Origin of the sequence: Gryllotalpicola reticulitermitis (assembly GCF_042651345.1) — a bacterium.
Taxonomy (GTDB): Bacteria; Actinomycetota; Actinomycetes; order Actinomycetales; family Microbacteriaceae; genus Gryllotalpicola; species Gryllotalpicola reticulitermitis.
In genome coordinates, this window is the sequence record NZ_JBHSCN010000023.1 from 21,647 (window position 1) to 41,930 (window position 20,284).

At 69.9% G+C, this 20,284-nt stretch carries 19 protein-coding genes; 13 read left to right on the plus strand and 6 right to left on the minus strand.

Annotated elements, in window-relative coordinates; all coding sequences use genetic code 11:
* Positions 1–85: 85 nt before the first annotated feature.
* Positions 86–1,177, minus strand: a complete 1,092-nt coding sequence (rsgA, locus tag ACFOYW_RS17950; RefSeq protein ID WP_390232264.1) for a ribosome small subunit-dependent GTPase A — start codon at positions 1,175–1,177, stop codon at positions 86–88.
* Positions 1,174–2,616: a 3-phosphoshikimate 1-carboxyvinyltransferase gene (aroA, locus tag ACFOYW_RS17955; RefSeq protein WP_390232267.1), complete on the minus strand. Its 1,443-nt coding sequence runs from the start codon at positions 2,614–2,616 to the stop codon at positions 1,174–1,176. The genes rsgA and aroA overlap by 4 nt, the downstream gene beginning before the upstream one ends.
* Positions 2,617–2,735: 119 nt before the next feature.
* Between aroA and ACFOYW_RS17960 the strand changes: the two genes are divergently transcribed.
* Together ACFOYW_RS17960 and ACFOYW_RS17965 are read left to right on the plus strand one after the other, a co-directional pair.
* Positions 2,736–3,380, plus strand: a complete 645-nt coding sequence (locus ACFOYW_RS17960; RefSeq protein ID WP_390232269.1) for a sigma-70 family RNA polymerase sigma factor — start codon at positions 2,736–2,738, stop codon at positions 3,378–3,380.
* Positions 3,377–3,616: a zf-HC2 domain-containing protein gene (locus tag ACFOYW_RS17965; protein ID WP_390232272.1), complete on the plus strand. Its 240-nt coding sequence runs from the start codon at positions 3,377–3,379 to the stop codon at positions 3,614–3,616. The genes ACFOYW_RS17960 and ACFOYW_RS17965 overlap by 4 nt, the downstream gene beginning before the upstream one ends.
* Positions 3,617–3,658: 42 nt before the next feature.
* On the opposite strand, the gene ACFOYW_RS17970 is transcribed toward ACFOYW_RS17965, so the two are convergent.
* Positions 3,659–7,378, minus strand: a complete 3,720-nt coding sequence (locus ACFOYW_RS17970; protein WP_390232274.1) for a multifunctional oxoglutarate decarboxylase/oxoglutarate dehydrogenase thiamine pyrophosphate-binding subunit/dihydrolipoyllysine-residue succinyltransferase subunit — start codon at positions 7,376–7,378, stop codon at positions 3,659–3,661.
* 153 nt (positions 7,379–7,531) lie between these two features.
* Here ACFOYW_RS17970 and guaB1 point away from each other — a divergent pair, with 153 nt between their 5' ends.
* Positions 7,532–8,971 (plus strand): GMP reductase, encoded by a 1,440-nt coding sequence (gene guaB1, locus ACFOYW_RS17975; protein WP_390232277.1) that lies wholly within the window; start codon positions 7,532–7,534, stop codon positions 8,969–8,971.
* Between the two features lie 50 nt (positions 8,972–9,021).
* Here guaB1 and ACFOYW_RS17980 read toward each other — a convergent pair whose 3' ends face one another.
* Positions 9,022–10,020, minus strand: a complete 999-nt coding sequence (locus tag ACFOYW_RS17980; RefSeq protein WP_390232279.1) for a type IV toxin-antitoxin system AbiEi family antitoxin domain-containing protein — start codon at positions 10,018–10,020, stop codon at positions 9,022–9,024.
* Between the two features lie 299 nt (positions 10,021–10,319).
* Between ACFOYW_RS17980 and ACFOYW_RS17985 the strand changes: the two genes are divergently transcribed.
* Both ACFOYW_RS17985 and ACFOYW_RS17990 read left to right on the plus strand, forming a co-directional pair.
* Positions 10,320–11,675, plus strand: a complete 1,356-nt coding sequence (locus ACFOYW_RS17985) for a hemolysin family protein (protein ID WP_390232282.1) — start codon at positions 10,320–10,322, stop codon at positions 11,673–11,675.
* Complete coding sequence (locus ACFOYW_RS17990; protein WP_390232285.1) at positions 11,668–12,735, plus strand: hemolysin family protein; 1,068 nt, start codon at positions 11,668–11,670, stop codon at positions 12,733–12,735. The genes ACFOYW_RS17985 and ACFOYW_RS17990 overlap by 8 nt, the downstream gene beginning before the upstream one ends.
* Here the strand turns inward: ACFOYW_RS17990 and ACFOYW_RS17995 are convergent.
* Both ACFOYW_RS17995 and ACFOYW_RS18000 read right to left on the minus strand, forming a co-directional pair.
* Positions 12,732–13,829 carry an NADH:flavin oxidoreductase/NADH oxidase gene (locus tag ACFOYW_RS17995; RefSeq protein ID WP_390232287.1) on the minus strand — a complete coding sequence of 366 codons (1,098 nt, stop codon included), beginning with the start codon at positions 13,827–13,829 and terminating at the stop codon, positions 12,732–12,734. The two genes, ACFOYW_RS17990 and ACFOYW_RS17995, sit on opposite strands and share 4 nt — an antisense overlap.
* On the minus strand, positions 13,826–14,455 hold the full coding sequence (locus ACFOYW_RS18000; RefSeq protein WP_390232290.1) for an HAD family hydrolase: 630 nt from the start codon (positions 14,453–14,455) through the stop codon (positions 13,826–13,828). The genes ACFOYW_RS17995 and ACFOYW_RS18000 overlap by 4 nt, the downstream gene beginning before the upstream one ends.
* Positions 14,456–14,478: 23 nt before the next feature.
* Between ACFOYW_RS18000 and ACFOYW_RS18005 the strand changes: the two genes are divergently transcribed.
* The 8 genes from ACFOYW_RS18005 to ACFOYW_RS18040 all read left to right on the plus strand — a co-directional run bounded on the left by ACFOYW_RS18005 (position 14,479) and on the right by ACFOYW_RS18040 (position 20,267).
* Entirely contained in the window at positions 14,479–15,339 is an 861-nt protein-coding gene (locus ACFOYW_RS18005) for an ADP-dependent NAD(P)H-hydrate dehydratase (RefSeq protein ID WP_390232293.1), read from the plus strand.
* Complete coding sequence (locus tag ACFOYW_RS18010) at positions 15,281–15,685, plus strand: copper amine oxidase (protein WP_390232296.1); 405 nt, start codon at positions 15,281–15,283, stop codon at positions 15,683–15,685. Before ACFOYW_RS18005 ends, ACFOYW_RS18010 begins: the two co-directional genes overlap by 59 nt.
* Entirely contained in the window at positions 15,669–16,154 is a 486-nt protein-coding gene (locus ACFOYW_RS18015) for a hypothetical protein (RefSeq protein ID WP_390232299.1), read from the plus strand. Before ACFOYW_RS18010 ends, ACFOYW_RS18015 begins: the two co-directional genes overlap by 17 nt.
* 33 nt (positions 16,155–16,187) lie before the next feature.
* Positions 16,188–17,417, plus strand: coding sequence for a glycosyltransferase 87 family protein (locus tag ACFOYW_RS18020; protein WP_390232302.1), 1,230 nt, complete (start codon positions 16,188–16,190; stop codon positions 17,415–17,417).
* Positions 17,414–17,719 (plus strand): thiamine-binding protein, encoded by a 306-nt coding sequence (locus ACFOYW_RS18025; protein WP_390232304.1) that lies wholly within the window; start codon positions 17,414–17,416, stop codon positions 17,717–17,719. The genes ACFOYW_RS18020 and ACFOYW_RS18025 overlap by 4 nt, the downstream gene beginning before the upstream one ends.
* Before the next feature lie 3 nt (positions 17,720–17,722).
* Complete coding sequence (locus ACFOYW_RS18030; protein WP_390232307.1) at positions 17,723–18,229, plus strand: VanZ family protein; 507 nt, start codon at positions 17,723–17,725, stop codon at positions 18,227–18,229.
* A gap of 42 nt (positions 18,230–18,271) precedes the next feature.
* Positions 18,272–19,543: an MFS transporter gene (locus ACFOYW_RS18035; RefSeq protein ID WP_390232310.1), complete on the plus strand. Its 1,272-nt coding sequence runs from the start codon at positions 18,272–18,274 to the stop codon at positions 19,541–19,543.
* An 88-nt stretch (positions 19,544–19,631) separates the two neighbouring features.
* Positions 19,632–20,267 (plus strand): DUF2510 domain-containing protein, encoded by a 636-nt coding sequence (locus ACFOYW_RS18040; protein ID WP_390232312.1) that lies wholly within the window; start codon positions 19,632–19,634, stop codon positions 20,265–20,267.
* Positions 20,268–20,284: the final 17 nt, after the last annotated feature.

A 20,284-nucleotide genomic window follows, 5' to 3' on the forward strand; every position in this document is an offset into this window, starting at 1 on the left:
GTTCGCGGGGTCGGGACCCGAACTGGTGCTTTCGCCGCGCGCCACGTCACGCCGGCCTCGAGCGGACTCGGATAGCGCGGGTGGCTCACTGAGCATCGGCGGATGCCTGACCGGTGCCGCTGCCGGCGCCCGGGGCCAGGGTGAGCAGCAGGCGCTGCAGGGAGTCGAGACGGATCGGCCCGGCGGCCCCAAGGGCTCCCGCCGCGATCGCCTCTGCGATCGCGCAGTCCGGCGCGTCGGGCAGGTGGGTGCAGCCGCGGGGACAGTTCTCGGCGAGCCGGTTCAGGTCGGGGAAGCCGCGGAGGATGTTCGCCGGGTCGACGTGCCCGAGGCCGAACGAGCGCACGCCCGGCGTATCGATGATCCACCCGCGCCCGGCGTCCGTCTGGACACGAAGCGAGACAGTGGACGACGAGGTGTGCCGACCACGGCCGGTCACCTCATTGACGTGGCCCGTCGCGCGATCGGCGCTCGGCACGAGAGCGTTCACGAGCGTCGACTTGCCGACGCCCGAGTGCCCGACCGCCACCGTCGTGTGGCCGACGAGAGCTGCGGCGAGCTCGTCGGTCGGCATCGCATCGCGGGCGCTCGTGAAGAGCTGCAGGTGGTCGAGCGCCCCGAAGTTCGCGAGGAACGGCGCAGGGTCGACGAGATCGGTCTTCGTGATGACGATCAACGGGTCGATGCCGGCGTCGTAGGCGGCGACGAGATACCTGTCGACGAGACGTACGCGCGGCTCGGGGTTCGCGGCGGCGATCACGATGAGCATCTGGTCGGCGTTCGCGACGATCACCCGCTCGACGGCATCCGTATCATCCGCTGAGCGGCGCAGCAGAGTCGTGCGCTCGCCGATGCGCACGATGCGGGCGAGCGTGCCGTCCTCCCCGGTCGTGTCGCCGACCATGTCGACGCGGTCGCCGGTGACGATCGCCTGCCGTCGCAGCTCGCGTGCCCGGGAGGCCGTGAGCTGGTGCTCGTCGGGCTGATCCTCATCGAGCAGCACGGTGTAGCGCCCGCGATCGACACCGAGCACACGGCCGGTCAGCGCATCGTCGTGCTCCGGCCGCTGCTTCGTGCGGGGGCGGGTGCCCTTCGGGTTCGGGCGGACCCGGACGGAGGACTCGTCGTACTCGCCGTACGGCTCCTCGTCATCGTCGGCGTCCGACCACCAGCTCACGGAAGCGATACGCCCTCGGCCGGTGCCGTGAGCATCCGCTGCCACAGCTCGGGGAACTGCGGCAGCGTCTTCGCGGTTGCGCCGATGTCGTGGATCTCGACGCCAGGCACGACCAGCCCGATCAGCGCGCCAGCGGTCGACATGCGGTGGTCCTTATGGCTCTTCCAGATGCCGCCGTGCAGGGTGCGCGGCTCGATGCGCAGGCCGTCTTCCAGCTCGGTGACCGCGCCGCCGAGTCCGTTGATCTCAGCAGCGAGGGCGGCGAGCCGGTCGGTCTCGTGATTCCGGATGTGGCCGATTCCCGTGATCTCGCTCGGGCCGTCGGCCAGCGCGGCGAGGGCCGCAAGAGCCGGGGCGAGCTCGCCGCCCGTCGTCAGATCGAGGGTGACACCACGGATGCGTTCGCCGCCGCGCACCGTGAGCCGGTCGCCGTCGAGGCTCACCTCGGCACCGAACAGCGGCAGATACCTCGCCAGGTCGGCACCCACCTGAGTCGTCTCCCCGGGCCAGCCGCTGAGCGTGACCCGGCCGCCCGTCGCCACCGCCGCCGCGAGGAACGGCGCCGCGTTCGACAGATCGGGCTCGATCGCCACGTCCCGCGCGCCGATGAGCTGCGGCTCGACCACCCACGTGCCGAGCGCGGGGGATGAGACCGTGACGCCGCGGGCCGCGAGCGCCGCGATGGTCATCTCAATGTGCGGCAGGCTCGGCAGGCGCTCGCCTGAGTGGTGCAGCACGAGGCCGTTCTCGAAGCGCGGCGCCGAGAGCAGCAGGCCGGAGACGAACTGACTCGAGCTGGACGCGTCGATCGTGATCTCGCCACCGGCGACCCGCCCCGTGCCGTGGATCGTGAACGGCAGTGCACCGCGGCCCTCATCGGCGAGGTCCACGCCGAGCGCGTGCAGCGCATCGACCATCGCCGTCATCGGGCGCCCGCGCGCGGAATCGTCGGCATCGATCGTGACGGGGCCGAGAGCGAGTGCCGCGACCGGCGGAATGAACCGCATCACGGTGCCGGCCTGGCCCGCATCGATGGTCGTGGAACCGGTCAGCTCGGCAGCCGGCGTGATGCGAAGGTCGGCGCCGAAGTAGTGCGCAGGGGTCGCCGGACGCGACGACCCAGTGGGTCGTCTCTGCGATCCGTGCGGATCAACCTCTGCGTGATCCGGCATCCGTTCGATACCCACGCCGAGCGAGGTGAGCGCCTCGACCATGCGGTCGCTGTCCTGCGAGTGCAGGGGAGCGCTGAGCACCGACGGGCCGTCGGCAAGAGCGGCGAGCACGAGCTCGCGATTGGTCTGCGACTTCGACCCGGGCAGCGTCACGTCGGCGTCGACCGGGGACGTCGCGCTGGGCGCCGGCCACAGCTCGTTGCTCGGCACCGGTTCGTTGTCGCCGTAGGGATCGAACTCGGGCCTGGAATAGGTGCGGATCTGCATCGGTTGCAGAATAGCGGGCCAGTCGTACGGATGGCCCCGCGACGGAGAGGATGCGTGTGTCGACAGCACTGCTTGAGCGACCCGATGAGGCCTGCCGCCCGGTCGTAGACTTGGCCGCAATGAGCGACGACTTCGAGTCCACGAGCGCGTCCGCAGAGCCGCAGTCAGGTGAAGTACTGGCCGAGCCGGAAGCGCTGCCCTTCGAGGTGCAGGCGCTTCCGTTCATGGACCAGCTTTATGCGGCGGCGCTGCGTATGACCCGCAACCCCGCAGACGCCCAAGACCTTGTGCAGGAGACCTTCGTGAAGGCCTTCGCCGCCTGGGCGCAGTTCAAGCAGGGCACCAACCTCAAGGCGTGGCTGTACCGCATTCTGACGAACACGTTCATCAACAACTACCGCAAGAAGCAGCGCGAGCCCTACCAGAGCCCCATCGAAGACCTTGAGGACTGGCAGCTCGGCGGTGCGGAGTCGACCACCGCGCGCTCGGCGCGTTCGGCCGAGGTCGAGGCGATCGACCATCTGCCCGACTCCGCAGTGAAAGACGCGCTGCAGGCGATTCCCGAAGACTTCAGGATGGCCGTGTACTTCGCCGACGTCGAAGGATTCTCGTACCAGGAGATCGCCGACATCATGAAGACCCCTATCGGCACCGTGATGAGCCGTCTGCACCGTGGCAGGCGCATGCTTCGCGAACTGCTCGCCGACTACGCCGGCGAGCGCGGCATCGCGGCGCGAACTTCACCCGTCAGGAGCACCAAATGACCGACTGTGGCTGCGATAAAGCCAAGCACGACCTCGAAGAATACTTGCACCACGAACTGCTCGCCGATGAGGCCGCAGACATTCGTGACCACCTCGCCACCTGCTCGAGCTGCTCGAACGAGCACCAGGTGGGCGTCGTGCTGATCGAGGCCGTGCAGCGAGCCTGCCGCGAGACCGCGCCGGAAGAGCTCCGCGCGCAGGTGCTCACGCGCATCCGCGCCCTGCAGACGCACTGAGTCTGTCGTCGTGCCGGTCCTCGCCCGGCACGACGAACAAGCTCAGCCCAGCGTCAGCGCCTTCCGCAGCACCTCGGCCTGCTCGACGGCGTGGCGCTTGGCTGTGCCGACAGCGGGCGAAGCGGATGCCTGGCGCGACGCGAGCGAGAACGACCGCTTGCCGGCGCGCCGGGCCTCGTCGACCATGTACGGCGCGGCGCCCTGGTTCTCAGGCTCGTCCTGCACCCACATGAGCTCGGCGTTCGGGTACTGCGCCACCACGGCGCCGAACTCGTCGTCGGGGAACGGGTAGAACTGCTCGAGCCGTACGACCGCGATGCGCGGATCGGGGTTCTTCGCGAGCTCCGCCTTGAGGTCGTAGTAGATCTTGCCGGCGCACACGAGCACGCGGGCGACGGAGGCCTTGTCCGACGCATCCGCATCATCGATCACGGGCTGGAATCGACCCGACGTGAAGTCGGCGAGCTCGCTCGTCGCGCCACGCAGACGCAGCATCGCCTTCGGAGTGAACACGATGAGCGGCTTGCGCGGCCGCGCGTACGCCTGGCGGCGCAGCAGGTGGAAGTACGAAGCGGGCGTCGACGGGCGCGAGATCGTCATGTTGTTCTGCGCGGCGAGCTGCAGGTACCGCTCGATGCGCGCCGAGGAGTGGTCGGGGCCCTGGCCCTCATAGCCGTGCGGCAGCAGCAGCACGACCGATGAGCGCTGGCTCCACTTCTGCTCGCTCGCCGCGATGTACTCGTCGATCACGGTCTGGGCGCCGTTGGCGAAATCTCCGTACTGCGCTTCCCACGCGACGAGCGCCTCGGGGCGCTCGACCGAGTAGCCGTACTCGAAGCCCATCGCCGCGTACTCGGACAGCAGCGAGTCGTAGATGAAGAACCGGCCCTGGTGCTCGGACAGGTTCGAGAGCGGCACCCACTCCTGGCCGTTGGCCTGGTCGTGGAAGACCGCGTGACGCTGGGCGAAGGTGCCTCGGCGCGAGTCCTGGCCGACAAGGCGCACCGGCGTGCCCTCGAGCACGAGCGAGCCGAAGGCGAGCAGTTCGGCGAAGCCCCAGTCGACGCCGCCCTGACGGCTCATCTCGACGCGCTTCTTGAGCAGCGAGGTGAGCTTCTTGTGCACGGTGAATCCGACGGGCGGGTTGTCGAAGGCGTCGCCGATCGCGTGCACGACGGATTCCGCGACACCGGTCGACTCGAGCTCGCCCCCGAGGGACTCTTCGGCCCGGGGCTGCTGGGTGATGATCGGGATCGGCGAGGTCTGTGCCTCGTGCGTCTCGGCGAACGCGCGCTCGAGGCGAGCCTGGAAGTCGCGATGCGCTTCCTCGTACTCCTCCTGCGTGATGTCGCCACGGCCGACGAGTGCCTCGGTGTACAGCTTGCGCGTCGAGCGCTTCGCCTCGATGAGGCCGTACATGAGGGGCTGCGTCATCGACGGGTCGTCGCCCTCGTTGTGCCCGCGGCGGCGGTAGCAGATGAGGTCGATGAAGACGTCGCTGCCGAACTCCTGCCGGTACTCGAACGCGAGCTTCGCGACGCGCACGACCGCCTCGGGGTCGTCGCCGTTCACGTGCAGGATCGGCGCCTGGACCGTCTTCGCGACATCCGTCGAGTAGACGCTGCTGCGCGCCTCGCTCGGCGACGTCGTGAAACCGACCTGGTTGTTGATGTTGACGTGGATCGTGCCGCCGGTGCGGTAGGCCCGCAGCTGCGACATCTGCAGCACCTCGACGTTGATGCCCTGGCCGGCGAGCGCGGCGTCGCCGTGCACGAGCACGGGCAGCGTCGTGTACGTGGCCGGCGGGCGACGGTCCTGCTTGGCGCGAACGATGCCCTCGAGCACGCCGTTGACGACCTCGAGGTGGGACGGGTTCGCCGCCACGTAGACCGGCACCTCTTTGCCGTCGGGCGACAGGAACGTGCCCTCGGTGCCCAGGTGGTACTTCACGTCGCCGGTGCCGGCGAGTTCGAACTCGCCCTCGAACTCACGGAAGATCTGACCGTAGGTCTTGCCCGCGATGTTGGTGAGCACGTTGAGGCGGCCGCGGTGGGCCATGCCGATCGCGACGCCGTCGAGCTCGGCATCCGCCGCGCCCTGCAGCAGTTCGTCGATCAGCGGAATCGTCGACTCGCCGCCCTCGAGGCTGAAGCGCTTCTGGCCGACGTACTTGGTCTGCAGGAAGGTCTCGAAGGCCTCGGCCTCGTTGAGCTTCGTGAGAATGTGCAGCTGCTCGTCGTGGCCGGGCTTCACGTACGGGCGCTCGAGCTTGTCCTGGAACCACTTGCGCTGCGCCGGGTCCTGGATGTGCATGTATTCGATGCCGACGGTGCGGCAGTACGAGTCGCGCAGCACGCCGAGGATGTCGCGCAGCTTCATCTCGCCGTAGTTGCCGGCGAACCCGCCCGCGACGAACTTGCGCTCGAGGTCCCAGAAGGTGAGCCCGTGGGTCGCGATCTCAAGGTCGGGGTGGGTGCGCTGCTTGTACTCGAGCGGGTCGATGTCGGCCATCAGGTGGCCGCGCACGCGGTACGAGTTGATCAGCTCGTGCACGCGAGCCGTCTTGTTGACCTGGTGGGCGAGGTCGACGTTGATGTCCTGCGCCCAGAGAATCGGCTCGTAGGGGATGCGCAGGGCCGCGAAGATCTCCTGGTAGAAGTCGTGGCCGCCGAGCAGCAGCTCGTGCACGATCTTCAGGAACTCGCCGGAGCCCGCACCCTGGATCACGCGGTGGTCGTACGTGCTCGTCAGCGTGATCGTCTTCGAGATGCCGAGGTCGTTCAGCGTCTCCGGGCTCGAACCCTGGAACTCGGCCGGATACTCGAGCGCGCCCGCGCCGATGATGCAACCCTGGCCCTTCATCAGCCGCGGCACCGAGTGCACCGTGCCGATGCCGCCCGGGTTGGTGAGGCTGACGGACGCTCCGGCGAAGTCATCCGCCGTCAGCTTGTTGGCCCGCGCCCGCTTGACCAGGTCTTCGTACGCGGCCAGGTAGTCGGTGAAGCCGAGCGTCTCGGCGCGCTTGATCGCGGGGACCAGCAGCGACCTCGTGCCGTCGGGCTTGGGCAGGTCGATCGCGATGCCGAGACCGATGTGAGCCGGCTTCACGAGCGACGGCTTGCCGTCGACGACGTCGTAGTAGACGTTCTGGCTCGGGAACTGCTTCAGCGCCTGGATGAGCGCCCACCCGATGAGATGGGTGAAGCTCACCTTGCCACCGCGACTGCGGGCCATGTGGTTGTTGATGACGATGCGGTTGTCGATCATCAGCTTCGCCGGGAGCGTGCGCACGCTCGTCGCGGTCGGGACTGTGAGGCTCACGTCCATGTTGGTCGCGAGCGACTTGGCCATGCCGCGCAGCGGCGTCACGTCGTTGGCCGTCGCGGGTGCGTCGTTCTTGGGGGAGGCCGCAGGCGCGTCGGCGGGAACCGGCGTCGGGCGCGGTGCGACCGACGTGGTGCGCGCGACGGGCGGCTGAGTCGGCGGGACCGCGACCGGCGTGGTCTGCGTGGCGGACGCGGACTCCGCGGCGGCAGATGCCTCGGTCGGTGCGGGCCCCTGAGCAGGAGCGGCGGCGGGAGCCGCGGGTGCCTGAGCGGGAGCGGCGGCGACCCCGTTGTCGGCCTTCTTCTGCTCGAGAATCGGCCACCACGACTGGTCCACCGAGTTCTTGTCGGCGAGGTACTGCTCAAAGAGCTCTTCGACGAGCCAGTCGTTGGCTCCGAACTTTCCCTCTTCCGTGCCCGTCAACTGGCTTGCCACAGCCTATCGCCCACCTTCTCCATTGACGTCAGGTATTGCCTCGTGCGGGGCATGCGCGGCTTCCGGGTCGCAGCGCCCAACGACTCTTAAGCCTAGACCCGTCGTGCGATCGGCACGTGCCGCGGGTGCGCTCGGCGGAATACCTTTGGAGTCATGAGGTTCTACGGCGACTCGCCCCAGCACGACCTGACGTATTCCGATGTGTTCCTGGTCCCGAGCCGCTCCGACGTCACGAGCCGTCTGGACGTCGATCTCGCGCCGGGGGACGGCACCGGCGCCACGATCCCGATCGTCGCGAGCAACATGAACTCGGTCACGGGCCCGCGACTCGCGGCGACGCTGGCGCGCCGGGGCGGCCTCGGGGTGCTGCCCCAGGACATGCACCCGCAGGAGCTCGCGGAGAGCATCCGCTGGGTCAAGCAGCAGCCGACCGCCTACGACTCGCCGATCGTGATGTCGCCCGACGAGACCGCCGCCGACGCGCTCACGCACATCCCCGCGACCGCCGGCGTCGGCGTGGTGCTGCACGACGCGGCCGGTGAATATGCCGGGACCGTGCTCGCCTCGCGGCTCGCTACTGTGCCGGCGGATGCCCGGCTCGGCGACCTCGTTCACGGAGCGGCCACGTCCCTCGAGGCCGAGGACGTGCCGGACGGGCGCGCCGCCTTCGACCTGCTCGATGCGGCGGGAATCGACTTCGCCCCTGTGCTCGCCAACGGGCGGGTGATCGGCACTCTGTCGAAGACGTCTGCGCTGCGCTCCACCATCTATCCGCCCGCCGTCGACGGCGAGGGTCGGCTGCGCATCGCCGCGGCGATCGGCATCAACGGCGACGTCGTCGGGCGCGCGCGGGCCCTGCGCGACGCCGGCGTCGACGTGCTCGTGCTCGACACCGCGCACGGCGACCAGGAGGGCATGCGACGGGCTCTCGGTGCGGTGTCCGGTCTCGACCTCGGGCTGCCGCTCGTCGCGGGGAACGTCGTGACCGCCTCGGCCGTTGAAGACCTGGTCGCCGAAGGCGCGAACATCCTGAAGGTGGGCGTCGGGCCCGGCGCCATGTGCACGACCCGCATGATGACCGCCGTCGGCCGCCCGCAGTTCTCGGCGGTGCTCGAGACCGCGGAAGCGGCGCGCGAACTCGGCGCGTCGGTGTGGGCGGACGGCGGGGTGCGGTACCCGCGCGACGTCGCCCTCGCGTTGGCGGCGGGCGCGGCATCCGTCATGATCGGCTCGTGGTTCGCGGGCACCATCGAGTCGCCCGGGCTGTTGCGCACGGATGCCTCGGGCAAGCTCTACAAGGAGAGCTGGGGCATGGCGTCGACGAAGGCGGTGCAGGCGCGGTTCGAGCGGCTGTCGGCCTATGACCGCGCGCGCAAGGAGCTCTTCGCCGAGGGGATCTCGTCGTCGAAGATCTACCTCGACCCCATGCGGCCGTCGGTCGAGGACCTGCTCGACATGATCACGACCGGCCTGCGGTCGTCGTTCACCTACGCCGGGGCGCGAAGCGTGGCCGACTTCCACGACCGCGCTCTCGTCGGTCTGCAGTCCGCCGCCGGCTACGAGGAGGGCAAGGCCCTCCCCGTCAGCTGGTAGCCGCCGAGCCGCGCCGAGCGTTGCGCTACACCTACGGGATCGCGCGACACTCACACCTGGGGCGGCATGCCGTAGCTGTAGCGCGACCGCGGCCGTGCAGGCAGACCGGCATCGACGAGCAGCCGCGCCAGTCGGCGAGGCGCCCTGAGATACGGCGTGTCCCAGCGGGCGAATCGGGGACCGCGAGCACGGATTCGGTCTTCTCGCGTCTTCTCGGCGAGGACCACTTGGTCCACCGATCGACCTCGCGTGAACTCGGCCTTGATGAACTTGACGTAGCCGTCGAACTCGCCGACCAGATCGTGCTCGGGCCACCAGAAATCCGTGTCACCGATATGGCCTTCGGCGTCGAACCACGGCTGCTGGAGAACCGGCGGGGGAAAACCGAGCTCGTGGATCAGGACGCGACTGTGGGATTCCCGAACCGAGTCTGAGAGAGGGCTGGCGAATTCGGCTACACGGCGCATCTTCACGAAGCGAGAACGGCCGCGCTGATACTCGAGTTCGGCCGCGAGTTCGTCCACCGACATCAGCGGCGTAGGCCGCCGCTTCCGGTGTAACGCCGCATCCGCGACAGCGACACCCTGGGCGAAGCTCGAGGTGCGAGCGAGGTCGACGATGGTGCGGGGTACCGACGTGATGAGGAATCCGCTCATCTCGACGACTTCATCGTCGCGTAGCGCGGCGCCGTAGCGGCGGACGTTGCCGGTCGAGCGGCCGCCGGACGCCGGCGGAATGGTGACCTCGACCTGATGCGGCCACGGACCGAGCCGTGGCAGCCCGGTCAGCACCGCGGCGGCATTGTGGGAGAAGACGACGTCGTCAGCGAGAGAGGCCGCGATGCCGATGACGAACGCTTCGAATCGCTCATCGGGACTCTTCGATTGCCAGATCTCTGTCGTGGCATAGACGCCACGCGAGAGCTTCACTCGGAATTCTCGCTCGACATCGCGGCGGATCGCATCGGACTCGATGGCGCGCCCGCGTGCGTCGGTGGTCAGATCGAGGCCGAGCTCCATGGCTCGCGCGGCAGCGTGACTTCGGGACATGCCGATTACTGTGGCCGACCCGCTGCAGGCACCCGCTGGGCGAAAGGTCTCACTCGTGGAGAACTGTGCCCGATCCCGTGCTGTGCCGGGGAAGTCGGCCGGCGCAGCGACCCACCGTGCGCGCTACACCTGCGGCATGGCGCAACTCGCGGGGGTGGCGCGGGAGGCCGCAACTGTAGCGCGCGGCAGGAAGTTAGAGGAAGCGGCGGCAGCGCTCGGTACACTTGCCGCCATATGGACGCGGCCCCGGCTAGACCCAGCGGGCACGGCTGTGCCATGACCGCGGGGGGCGTGCGCCCGTGACCGCCATCGTCGAGCTCATCGCGGGGCTCGTTCTGACCGTGGCCACGGGGTTCTTCGTCGCGAGCGAGTTCACGCTCGTGAACCTCGACCGGGCTGACCTCGAGGCGCGGCGCGAGCGCGGCGAGACCCGCCTCGGCATGACCATCGCGGCGCTGCGCCACACGTCGACGCATCTGTCGAGCGCGCAGCTCGGCATCACGCTGACGACGCTGCTCACGGGCTTCCTGCTCGAGCCGTCGATCGGCGCGCTGTTCCAGCCCGTGTGGCTGGCCATGGACATGACGGATGCCGTGGCATCCGTCGTCTCGTCGATCGTCGCGATCGTGCTCGCCACGCTCGTGTCGATGATTCTCGGCGAACTGGTGCCGAAGAGCTTCGCGCTCGCCGTGCCGCTCGCGACGGCACGCATCGTGATCCCGTTCCAGACCGGGTTCACGACGGTGTTCCGGCCCGCGGTCGCGCTCCTCAACGCGAGCGCCGGCGCGGTGCTCACGGTGTTCGGGGTCGAGGCGAAGGAAGAGCTCTCCGGCGCGCGCAGCGCCGAAGAGCTGAGCTCCCTCGTGCGCCGCTCGGCCGAGCAGGGGGTGCTCGAGCAGGACACCGCGAGCCTGCTCGACCGCACCCTGCTCTTCTCGGGCCGCGTCGCGAGCGATGTGATGACGCCGCGACCCCAGCTCGAGGTCGTGAAGCGCGACGACACCGCCGACACGGTCATCGCTCTCGCCCGGGAATCCGGGTTCTCGCGTTTCCCCGTCGTCGACGACGATATCGACGACATCGCGGGGATCGTGCACGTCAAGCAGGCGGTCGCGGTGCCGCGCGAGCGTCGCGTGCGGGTTCCGGTGAGCGCCTTGCAGACCGAGGCGCTGCGGGTGCCGGAGACCATGCACCTCGATGCGCTCCTCGCCGAGCTGCGCGCGCGCAGCCTGCAGATGGCCGTCGTCGTCGATGAGTACGGTGGCACGGCCGGTGTCGCGACGCTCGAGGACCTGATCGAGGAACTCGTGGGCGAGGTCGCCGACGAGCACGACACGGGCGCCGTCGACAGCGTGCTGACGCCGGGTCCGCGCGGGGAGATCGAGTTCAGCGGCCTGCTGCGGCCCGACGAGCTGCGCGACAGGGCCGCCGTCACCGTGCCCGAGGACGAGCGCTACGAGACCGTGGCCGGTTTCGTCATGGCCGAGCTCGGCAGACTCCCCGAGGTCGGCGACGAGGTGGCGCTCACGGGCGGAACGCTGCGCGTCACGGCCCTCGACGGGCGGCGCATCGACCGGATCAGCTTCCGGCCGGCGCTCGAGCCGATCGCACGTCTCGAACCGCGCAAGGACAAGGACGGGGTGACGGATGCCTGATTGGGCCGGGATCCTCTGGCTGTTCGTGCTGCTGCTCGGCAACGCGTTCTTCGTCGGGGCCGAGTTCGCGGTGATCAGCGCGCGGCGCTCCCAGGTCGAGCCGGCCGCGGAGCGCGGCAAGCGCAGCGCGAAGACGGCGCTGTACGCGATGGAGCACGCGACGCTGATGCTCGCGACCACGCAGCTCGGCATCACGGTGTGCTCGCTGCTGATCCTCAATGTGTCGGAGCCGGCGATCCATCACCTGCTCGCGGCCCCGCTGCAGCTCACCGGCATGAACGACGGCGCGATCGAGGTGACCGCGTTCATCATCACGCTGGTGATCGTGTCGTTCCTGCACGTGGTGCTCGGCGAGACCGTGCCGAAGAACCTGTCGTTCTCCTTTCCGGACCGTGCCGTCGTGCTGCTCGCGCCCCCGCTCGTCGCCATCGGGCGCGTCTTCGGGCCGATCACGCACGCGCTCAACTGGACGGCCAACGGCGTCGTACGCCTTGTCGGCCTCACCCCGCGCGACGAAGCGGTGTCGACGTTCACCCTCGAAGAGGTCGAGACCATCGTCGAGCAGTCCACGCGCGAGGGGGTGCTGCAGGACTCGACCGGCGCGCTCACGGCCGCCTTCGAGTTCAGCTCGAAGACCGCACGCGAGGTGAGCGTGCCGCTCGAGAAGCTCGTGCGGCTGCCCGAGTCGACGACGCCGGCAGACGTGGAGCGCGCCGTCGCGAAGTTCGGGTTCAGCCGCTACATCATCGAGGATGCTGCGGGCTCGCCCATCGGCTACGTTCACCTGAAGGACGTGCTCGGCCTCGAGGGCGCGCAGTTCGCCGAACCCGTGCCCGCGGCGCGCGTGCGGCGTTTCGTCGATGTGGCCGCCGACGCCGAGATCGAGGATGTGCTCGCGCAGCTGCAGCGCTCCGCGACCCACCTCGCGCGGGTGACGGATTCCTCAACCGTGGCGTCTGCGCCGGGAGCGTCGCCGCAGCACACCGTGGGTGTGCTGTTCCTCGAGGACATCCTTGAGGAGCTCGTGGGCGAGGTGCACGACGCGACGCGTCGCGCTTAGCGCGGGCGGGCGCGCTCGTACTGCGGCTGCCAGAGCGCGCCGTCATCGACGCCGAGCTCGCGTGCCCAGCGCTGCGGCGTGCGCGGGTCGCGCAGGATCTCGCGAGCGATGAGCACGGCATCCGCCTGCCCGGTCGCGACGATCTGCTCAGCCTGGGCGCCGCTCGTGATGATGCCCACCGCGCCGACGGGCACCTCGCCGAGCGAGCGGACGTACTGAGCGAAGCGCACCTGGTAGCCGGGGCCGACCGGGATCGACGCCGGCACGTTCCCGCCCGTCGAGACGTCGAAGAAGTGCGCGCCGGCCTGCGCGGCCCAGCGCGAGACGGTCGCGGTGTCGGATTCGTTCCAGCCACCGTCGGCCCAGTCCGTGGCGGAGAACCGCACGAAGATCGCTGGCCCCGCGCCGGGGCCGTCGGCGACAGCATCCGTCACGGCATCGATGACCCGCAGCAGCAGTCGCGCGCGATTCTCGAGCGACCCGCCGTATTCGTCGTCGCGCTGGTTCGACAGCGGCGAGAGGAACTGATGCAGCAGGTAGCCGTGCGCGGCGTGGAGTTCGAGCACGTCGAAGCCGGCGGCCGTCGCACGCCGCGCCGCCGCGCCGAAGTCCGCCACGACCTTGTCGAGGCCGGCGGCATCGAGTGCCGCGGGCGCGTCGTAGCCGGGGTACGCGATCGCCGACGGGCCGAGGGGCACCCAGCCGCCGTCGGACTCGGGAACCGTGCCGTGCCGGCCCTCGAAGCCCCACGGCGCATACGTCGACGCTTTGCGGCCGGCGTGCTGCAGCTGAATGCCCGCCTTCGCCCCGCGCTCATGCACGAACCCGACGATGCGCGCCCAGGCCGCGGCCTGAGCGTCGTTCCAGACACCGGCGTCCTGCGGCGAGATGCGCCCCTCGGGGCTCACGGCCGTGGCCTCGGTCATGACGAGGGCGGCGCCGCTCGAGGCGAGCGAGCCCAGATGCATGAGATGCCAGTCGGTCGGGACACCGTCGCGCTGGGCGACCGAGTACTGGCACATCGGTGCGACGAAGACGCGGTTGGCGAAGGTGACGGGGCCGAGGGTGATCGGGGTGAACAGCTGGGAGGTCATGAGTCCTTGGCGAGTGAGGTGAGGAACGCGCGGAGCGAGGCGGCATCGGTGAACACGTGGCCCGTGATGCCGAGAGCCTCGGCACCGACGATGTTGTCCGCCCTGTTGTCCGTGAACACCATCTCGGCCGCGGTGATTCCGAGGTCGTCGAGCACGTGCCGGTAGATCGCCGCCTCGGGCTTCAGCAGCCTGAGCTCGCCCGAGACGTAGAACGCCTCGAACCAGTCGGAGAGCGGCCCGTGCCGGAAGTAGGAGCCGAAGTCGGCGCCGGCGTTCGAGAGCAGGGCGAGCCGCGTGCCGCCCGCCTTGAGGTCGGCGAGCACCTCGATCGTGCCGGGGTTCACCGAGAGCCACGAGCGGAAGTCGGCGGCCCACAGCTCGTGGATGCGCGCATCGCTCCAGGTCACGCCGAGTTCGTCGGCGATGGCGAGCCAGTAGGCGCGCACACCGTGCGTGCCCTGGTCGAGCCCGTTGCGGTGTGCGAAGTACGCGCGCCAGAACGGCTCGGCCGGTACCCCCGCGAGCGCGAGGATCGTCGCGCGATCGGCATCGGTCGGCGTCCACGAGATCACCTCGCCGTAGTCGAAGACGACGGTGCGACCGGGAAGAGAGATGGGCGAGCTCACACCCCCGAACCTATCGTGGTGACATGACGGCTGAGCGGGTGTGGACGGCAGACGATGCGGCACGGATGCTCCGAGCGCCGGTCGCGGGCGACGACAAGTACACGCGCGGCGTGCTCGGCGTCGCGACGGGGTCGGAGGCGTTCCCCGGCGCCGCCGTGCTGGGCGTCGAAGGCGCGATCCGCGCGGGTGCCGGCATGGTGCGCTACCTCGGTCCCGCGACGCCGACCGGTCTCGTGCTGCACCGGCGCCCAGAGGTCGTGCTCGGCGAGGGGCGAGTGCAGGCGTGGCTCGTCGGCTCGGGAATGCCCGGGGCGGCCGACCGCACGCAGACGGATCAGCAGCGTGTCGGCCTCGCCTTCAATGACGGCGTGCCCGTCGTGGCCGACGCCGGCGCGCTCGACCGCATCGACGCGGCGACGGCCCCGGTGGTCATCACGCCACACTACCGCGAGCTCGAACGGGCGCTGGACCGGTCGAGTGCGGCTCTCACGGCCGCCGAGATCGCCGCGGATGCCTCGACGGCCGCGGCTCGCGCCGCGGAGGCGCTCGGCGTGACGGTCCTGCTCAAGGGCGCGACGACGTATGTCGCGGCGCCGGGTGCCGAGCCGATCTCCGTCGCGCTCGGCACCCACTGGCTTGCCACTGCCGGCAGCGGCGACGTGCTCGGCGGCATTCTCGGGGCGTTCGTGGCGGGCGGCACAGACCTCATCGGGCAACGCGGCCACGACGCGCTCGCCGAACTCGCCGCAACGGCGGCCGCGGTGCACGGGCTCGCGGGCGTCGCGGCGTCCGCCGGTGGTCCGATCGCCGCGCTCGACATCGCGCATGCCGTGCCGGCCGTCATCGCAGGGCTGCTGCGAGGCGGCGGCAATCCTCCGCGATGAGCTCGAGCAGCGCGTCGGGCTCGGCAAGGCGCTGCGAGGGCAGCGCGAGGGCGACGCCGGCGATGAGGGCGCCGTCGTCGCGGCCGATCGGAACCTTGACGGTGACGACATCGTGCTGTGGACTACGTTCGGTCTCACGCACTTTCCTCGCCCCGAGGACTGGCCCGTCATGCCGACCGATTACGTCAAGTTCACGATGAAGCCGTACGGATTCTTCGACCGAAACCCGGCGCTGAACATCAAGGCGACCGAGTCGGACCACTGCGGTCCCGCGCACGCCGGCCACTCGGCCAATGCCGGGCACGCGGGCCACGTGGCCCACGACGGACATGACCACCAGCACTGAGCTCGTCCGCCGTTCGGCGAGCCGCCGGGTCGCGTGGCGCGGCCCGGCGGCCATGGCCGTCATGGTGCTCGGAATGGCCGACAGCATGGCCCCCGCCCACGTGCTGCCGAGCGTCATGTGGGTGGCCGTCGAGCTCGGAGCGGCGATCGTGGTCGCCGTCCCGGGCCGCGGCGCGCGGTGCTGCACGCCGCTCGCCGCGCACCGCGCGCTCGGGCTGATCGCCATGGCGGTGCTCACGGTCGCGATGGCGGGCATGACGAGCATGAGCACGGATGCCTCGACCCCGGGCACCGGGCAGACCGCCATGGCCGGCATGGGTGACCGTGTCGCCCTGCTGCCGGTCGCGCTCGGCGCCGCGGCGCTCTACGCCGGCTGGTCGCTGTGGCGCGCACGGGCTCATGAGGGGCGCCTCGAGATGCTGGTGGCTGCAGCATCCGTCACGCTGATGGGTGCTTTCGCGATCGCGTGACTCGGGCGATTCCCGGGAGGCTATGGTGGGGCCATGCGCGCCCTGGTCAGACGTCGTTCCCTGCTCTGGCCGGCGTTCATCGCGGTTCACCTCGTGCTGGCCGCCATCTGCCTCGTCCCGGGGCCCACGGGGGCGTCGTTCAACGACGTGACCGGCTTTTACCGGGTCTGGATCGACAACGCACTCCATGGCTACGGCTGGCCCGCGATCGATGCGCCGTGGGTGTACCCCATCGTCGCGCTCGTTCCGATGCTGATCCCGAGGATGGCCGGCGACGCCGGGTACGGCGCACTCTGGCTGCTGCTCGTCAGCCTGCTGAACGCGGCCGCGTTCGCGAGTCTGCTGAGCCGCCCCTCGGTATCTCGGGTACGCGCGGCGTGGTACTGGCTGATCGCGCTGATCGCGCTCGGCCCGGTATCGCTCGGGCGCCTCGACATCGTCTCGGTCGCGCTCGCGGTGCTCGGCATCGTCGCGCTCGAGACGCGCCCGTGGCTCGCCGGCGTGCTCCTGGCCATCGGCGCCTGGGTGAAGTTCTGGCCGGTTGCGCTGATCGCCGCCGCGGTGGTCGCGGCGAAGGAACGGTGGCGCGTGCTCGTCGGCGCCGTCGGCGCGAGCGTCGTCATCGTGGCTCTGGCGCTCTGGGTGCTGCGCGCACGCTTCCTCTTCAGCTTCATCGGTCAGCAATCCGGGCGCGGCCTGCAGATCGAGTCGGTGTTCGCGACGCCGCTGCTCTGGGGCGTCTGGGCCGGAGTGCCCGGGCTCAAGATCTACTACGACACGGGCATCTACACGTTCCAGGTCGCGGGGCCCGGAGCGGCCGCGCTCGCCGCGGCGGCCGACTGGGCGATGCCGCTCGCCGTGGCCGTGGCCATCATCGTCGGGGTGATCGCGGTCGTGCGGCGCGCCGAGCCGCGGTACGTCGTGGCGCTGCTCGGGCTCGCGCTCACGGTCGGCTTCTGCGTGTTCGACAAAGTCGGCTCGCCGCAGTACCAGACGTGGTTCCCCGTGCCCGTGATGCTCGGCATGATGGTCGCCGGGCGGCGGTTCCGCCTGCCGGCGATCCTCGTCATGATCTCGCTCGCTCTGACACAGCTGATCTATCCGTGGTTCTACGAGGGACTGACAGGGGCGCAGGCTACGGTCATCGGACTCGTCACCGTGCGCAATGTGCTCGATGTCGTGATCTTCGCGTGGGCACTCGTCGCCCTCTGGAGCGCGGGCGCGCGGCGCACATCGCCGAGAAGAAGGGGAAAGACAGCATGATCGTCGCATTTTCAGTCGCTCCGTCGGGCGGGGCATCCGCCACCGACGACGGTTCGGTGCACGACGCGGTCGCAGCGGCCGTACGGGTCGTGCGCGAGTCGGGTCTGCCGAACCGCACCTCGTCGATGTTCACGGAGATCGAGGGGGAGTGGGACGAGGTGTTCGACGTGGTCAAGCGTGCGACGGAGGCGGTGCTGCCGTTCGGCACCCGGGTCTCGCTCGTCCTGAAGGCGGACATCCGCCCGGGTCGCACCGGCGAGCTCGACGGGAAGATCGCGCGCCTCGAGGCGGCTCTGGAGTAGCGGATGCGCGAACCGCCGAAGAGCCATGCCCGCCTGTGGCTGTCACTGGTCCTGCTGGGCGCCTATTCGGTGGTCGTGCTGCTGATCACGATGTCGCCGATCCCGGTCGACAGGCGCTACCGGAACGCGATCAGCACCGTGCTCGCCATCGCACACCGCCACGGCGTTCCCGAGTGGTTCGGCTACCTGCCGCTCGAGTTCACGACGAACATCGCCATGTTCGTGCCGCTCGGATTCCTGCTCGCGCTGGCATTGCCGCGGAGCCTCTGGTGGACCGTGCTGCTCATCACGCCGGCCTTCTCGGCGGGCATCGAGCTCACGCAGGGCGCATTCCTTCCCCAGCGCGTCGCCGACATCGGCGACGTCGTCGCGAACGGCATCGGCGGCTGGCTCGGGGCCTTCGCCTCCGTGGCGCTGCGCGCCATCGTGGGCGCGCGCGACAAGACCGTGCTGCGGCGCGCGATCTGGGAGTACGAGCAGGTGCGGGCCGCGCGAAGTCTGGCCGAATAGGCGCGCTCGAATCGTTTCGACGCCCGCCGTACAATCGAGCCCATGACTCGCACCGACGCAGGGTCGGCGGCGATGTCCCCGACTCGCATCCGCTTCGCGCTGGTCGCCCTCGCGCTCGGCGGCTTCGCGATCGGGTCGACCGAGTTCGTCGCCATGGGTCTGCTGCCCGACATCGCGCATTCGATGCTGCCCGGCATCTGGGCGCGCAGCCACGAAGACGCGAATGCTCACGCCGGCCTGATGGTGAGCGCCTACGCGCTCGGCGTGGTCGTGGGTGCGCCGACCATCGCGGCGAGTGCCGCCAGACTTCCGCGGAAGCGGCTGCTGATGTGGCTGCTCGTCGCGTTCACGCTCACGACCGTCGCGGCGGCGCTTGCGCCGAACTTCCCGACGCTCCTGCTGTTCCGCTTCCTCTGCGGTCTGCCGCACGGGGCGTACTTCGGCATCGCGTCGCTCGTCGCGGCCTCGCTGATGGGCGAGGGCAAGCGAGCACGCGGTGTCGCCTTCGTGCTCACGGGTCTCACTGTCGCGAACATCGTCGGCGTGCCCGCCATCACCTGGGTCGGTGAGACCTACGGATGGCGCGCCGCCTACCTTTGCGTCGCGGGCCTCTTCGCCCTCACCTTCATCGCGGTCAGCGCGGCCATGCCGTGGCAGCCGGGCAATCCCGGGCAGACGCTGCGGCGTGAGCTGTCGGCGTTCCGGCACCCGCAGCTGTGGTTCGCCCTCGGCATGGCGGCGATCGGATTCGGCGGATTCTTCGCCCTGTACACCTACGTCGCCCCGCTCGTGACCGACGTGGCCCACCTGCCGCAGCAGCCGTGGGTCCCGCTCGCGCTGGTCGCCTGCGGCATCGGCATGTTCGTCGGCAACCTCATCGGCGGTCACAGCGCGGACCGCTCGGTGCAGCGCACGATCCTCGCGGCGTTCCTCGCGGTCATGGCGACCCTCGCCTTCACGGGTCTGTTCGCGCGGACTCCGGCACTGCTGATCCTCGGCATCTTCCTCGTGGGCGCTGCGTCGTCGGTGGTGTCGCCGGCCGTGCAGACGCGCCTCATGGATGTCGCGCACGACGCCCAGTCGATCGCAGCGGCACTCAACCATTCCGCGTTCAACCTCGGGAACTCGCTCGGCGCCTCCCTCGGGGGCGTGGTCGTCGGGCTCGGCCTCGGGTACCGCGCCCCGATCTGGCTGGGCATCGGGCTCACCGTGCTCGGACTGATCATCGCCGTGGTGTCGTTCTCGATCGAACGGCGGTCGGGGCGGCTGCGAGCCCGCACGCGCCCCCTCAACCTCACGGTTCCCTCGCACTGACGCACTGACGCGCTGCGCAGCCGTTCAGACGGCGCTCATTCGCGTCAAGGCCGTGCCACAGGCATCCGTCACCCGATAGCGTCGTGGCGTGAGCAACGTGCCTCCGGGGTGGTACCCGGACCCCTGGCAGCAGGCCGCCCAGCGATTCTGGGACGGCAACGAATGGACGCATCGCGTCAGCGGGGGAGGCCCGCGCGCCGAGCGGCCGCGGCTGGCCGAGGGGGCCCCGATCTACGGCCCGTTCGTGTGGATCATCGCGTTGCTGCCCCTGCTCAGCGGAATTCTCGTGTGGTTCGTGCACATCGACCTCGCGCCGCTCACGGCCTACGTGCGCGAGGTGCAGTCGGCGCAGGCACTCGGTCTTCCGGCCCCGCAGCCGCACTTCAACACCTACACGCTGTTCGGCCCGGGCTACACCGTCACGTCATTGCTCGGGCTGCTGAGCTACGTCGCCGCGATCGTGCTCGCCTATTTCGACCAGCGGCGGCTCGAGCGGGTCGGCGTCGTCCGGCCGTTCCAGTGGGCATGGGCGTTCCTCACGCCGATCGTGTACGTGATCGGCCGCAGCGTCATCGTGCGCCGGGTCGCCGCGCCGCGTGGCCTCACGCCCCTCTGGGTGATGATCGGCAGCTACGTCGTGGCCCTGATCTCGTCGATGGTCTGGGTGATCCAGTTCGTGGCACAGCTGAGCAGCCAGCTCAGCCAGCTGACGCCGCACGCCTGAGCGCTCGCGCAACTGTG

Excerpts from the sequence above, each read along its gene's own strand:
- ACFOYW_RS18035 (WP_390232310.1), top strand. The coding sequence starts at position 18,272 with ATGACTCGCACCGACGCAGGGTCGGCGGCGATGTCCCCGACTCGCATC.
- ACFOYW_RS18010 (WP_390232296.1), top strand. The coding sequence starts at position 15,281 with ATGCCGTGCCGGCCGTCATCGCAGGGCTGCTGCGAGGCGGCGGCAATC.
- ACFOYW_RS17960 (WP_390232269.1), top strand. The coding sequence starts at position 2,736 with ATGAGCGACGACTTCGAGTCCACGAGCGCGTCCGCAGAGCCGCAGTCA.
- ACFOYW_RS17965 (WP_390232272.1), top strand. The coding sequence starts at position 3,377 with ATGACCGACTGTGGCTGCGATAAAGCCAAGCACGACCTCGAAGAATAC.
- ACFOYW_RS18030 (WP_390232307.1), top strand. The coding sequence starts at position 17,723 with ATGCGCGAACCGCCGAAGAGCCATGCCCGCCTGTGGCTGTCACTGGTC.
- ACFOYW_RS18005 (WP_390232293.1), top strand. The coding sequence starts at position 14,479 with ATGACGGCTGAGCGGGTGTGGACGGCAGACGATGCGGCACGGATGCTC.
- ACFOYW_RS18015 (WP_390232299.1), top strand. The coding sequence starts at position 15,669 with ATGACCACCAGCACTGAGCTCGTCCGCCGTTCGGCGAGCCGCCGGGTC.
- ACFOYW_RS17995 (WP_390232287.1), bottom strand. The coding sequence starts at position 13,829 with ATGACCTCCCAGCTGTTCACCCCGATCACCCTCGGCCCCGTCACCTTC.
- ACFOYW_RS17980 (WP_390232279.1), bottom strand. The coding sequence starts at position 10,020 with ATGTCCCGAAGTCACGCTGCCGCGCGAGCCATGGAGCTCGGCCTCGAT.
- ACFOYW_RS18020 (WP_390232302.1), top strand. The coding sequence starts at position 16,188 with ATGCGCGCCCTGGTCAGACGTCGTTCCCTGCTCTGGCCGGCGTTCATC.
- ACFOYW_RS17990 (WP_390232285.1), top strand. The coding sequence starts at position 11,668 with ATGCCTGATTGGGCCGGGATCCTCTGGCTGTTCGTGCTGCTGCTCGGC.
- aroA (WP_390232267.1), bottom strand. The coding sequence starts at position 2,616 with ATGCAGATCCGCACCTATTCCAGGCCCGAGTTCGATCCCTACGGCGAC.
- guaB1 (WP_390232277.1), top strand. The coding sequence starts at position 7,532 with ATGAGGTTCTACGGCGACTCGCCCCAGCACGACCTGACGTATTCCGAT.
- ACFOYW_RS18025 (WP_390232304.1), top strand. The coding sequence starts at position 17,414 with ATGATCGTCGCATTTTCAGTCGCTCCGTCGGGCGGGGCATCCGCCACC.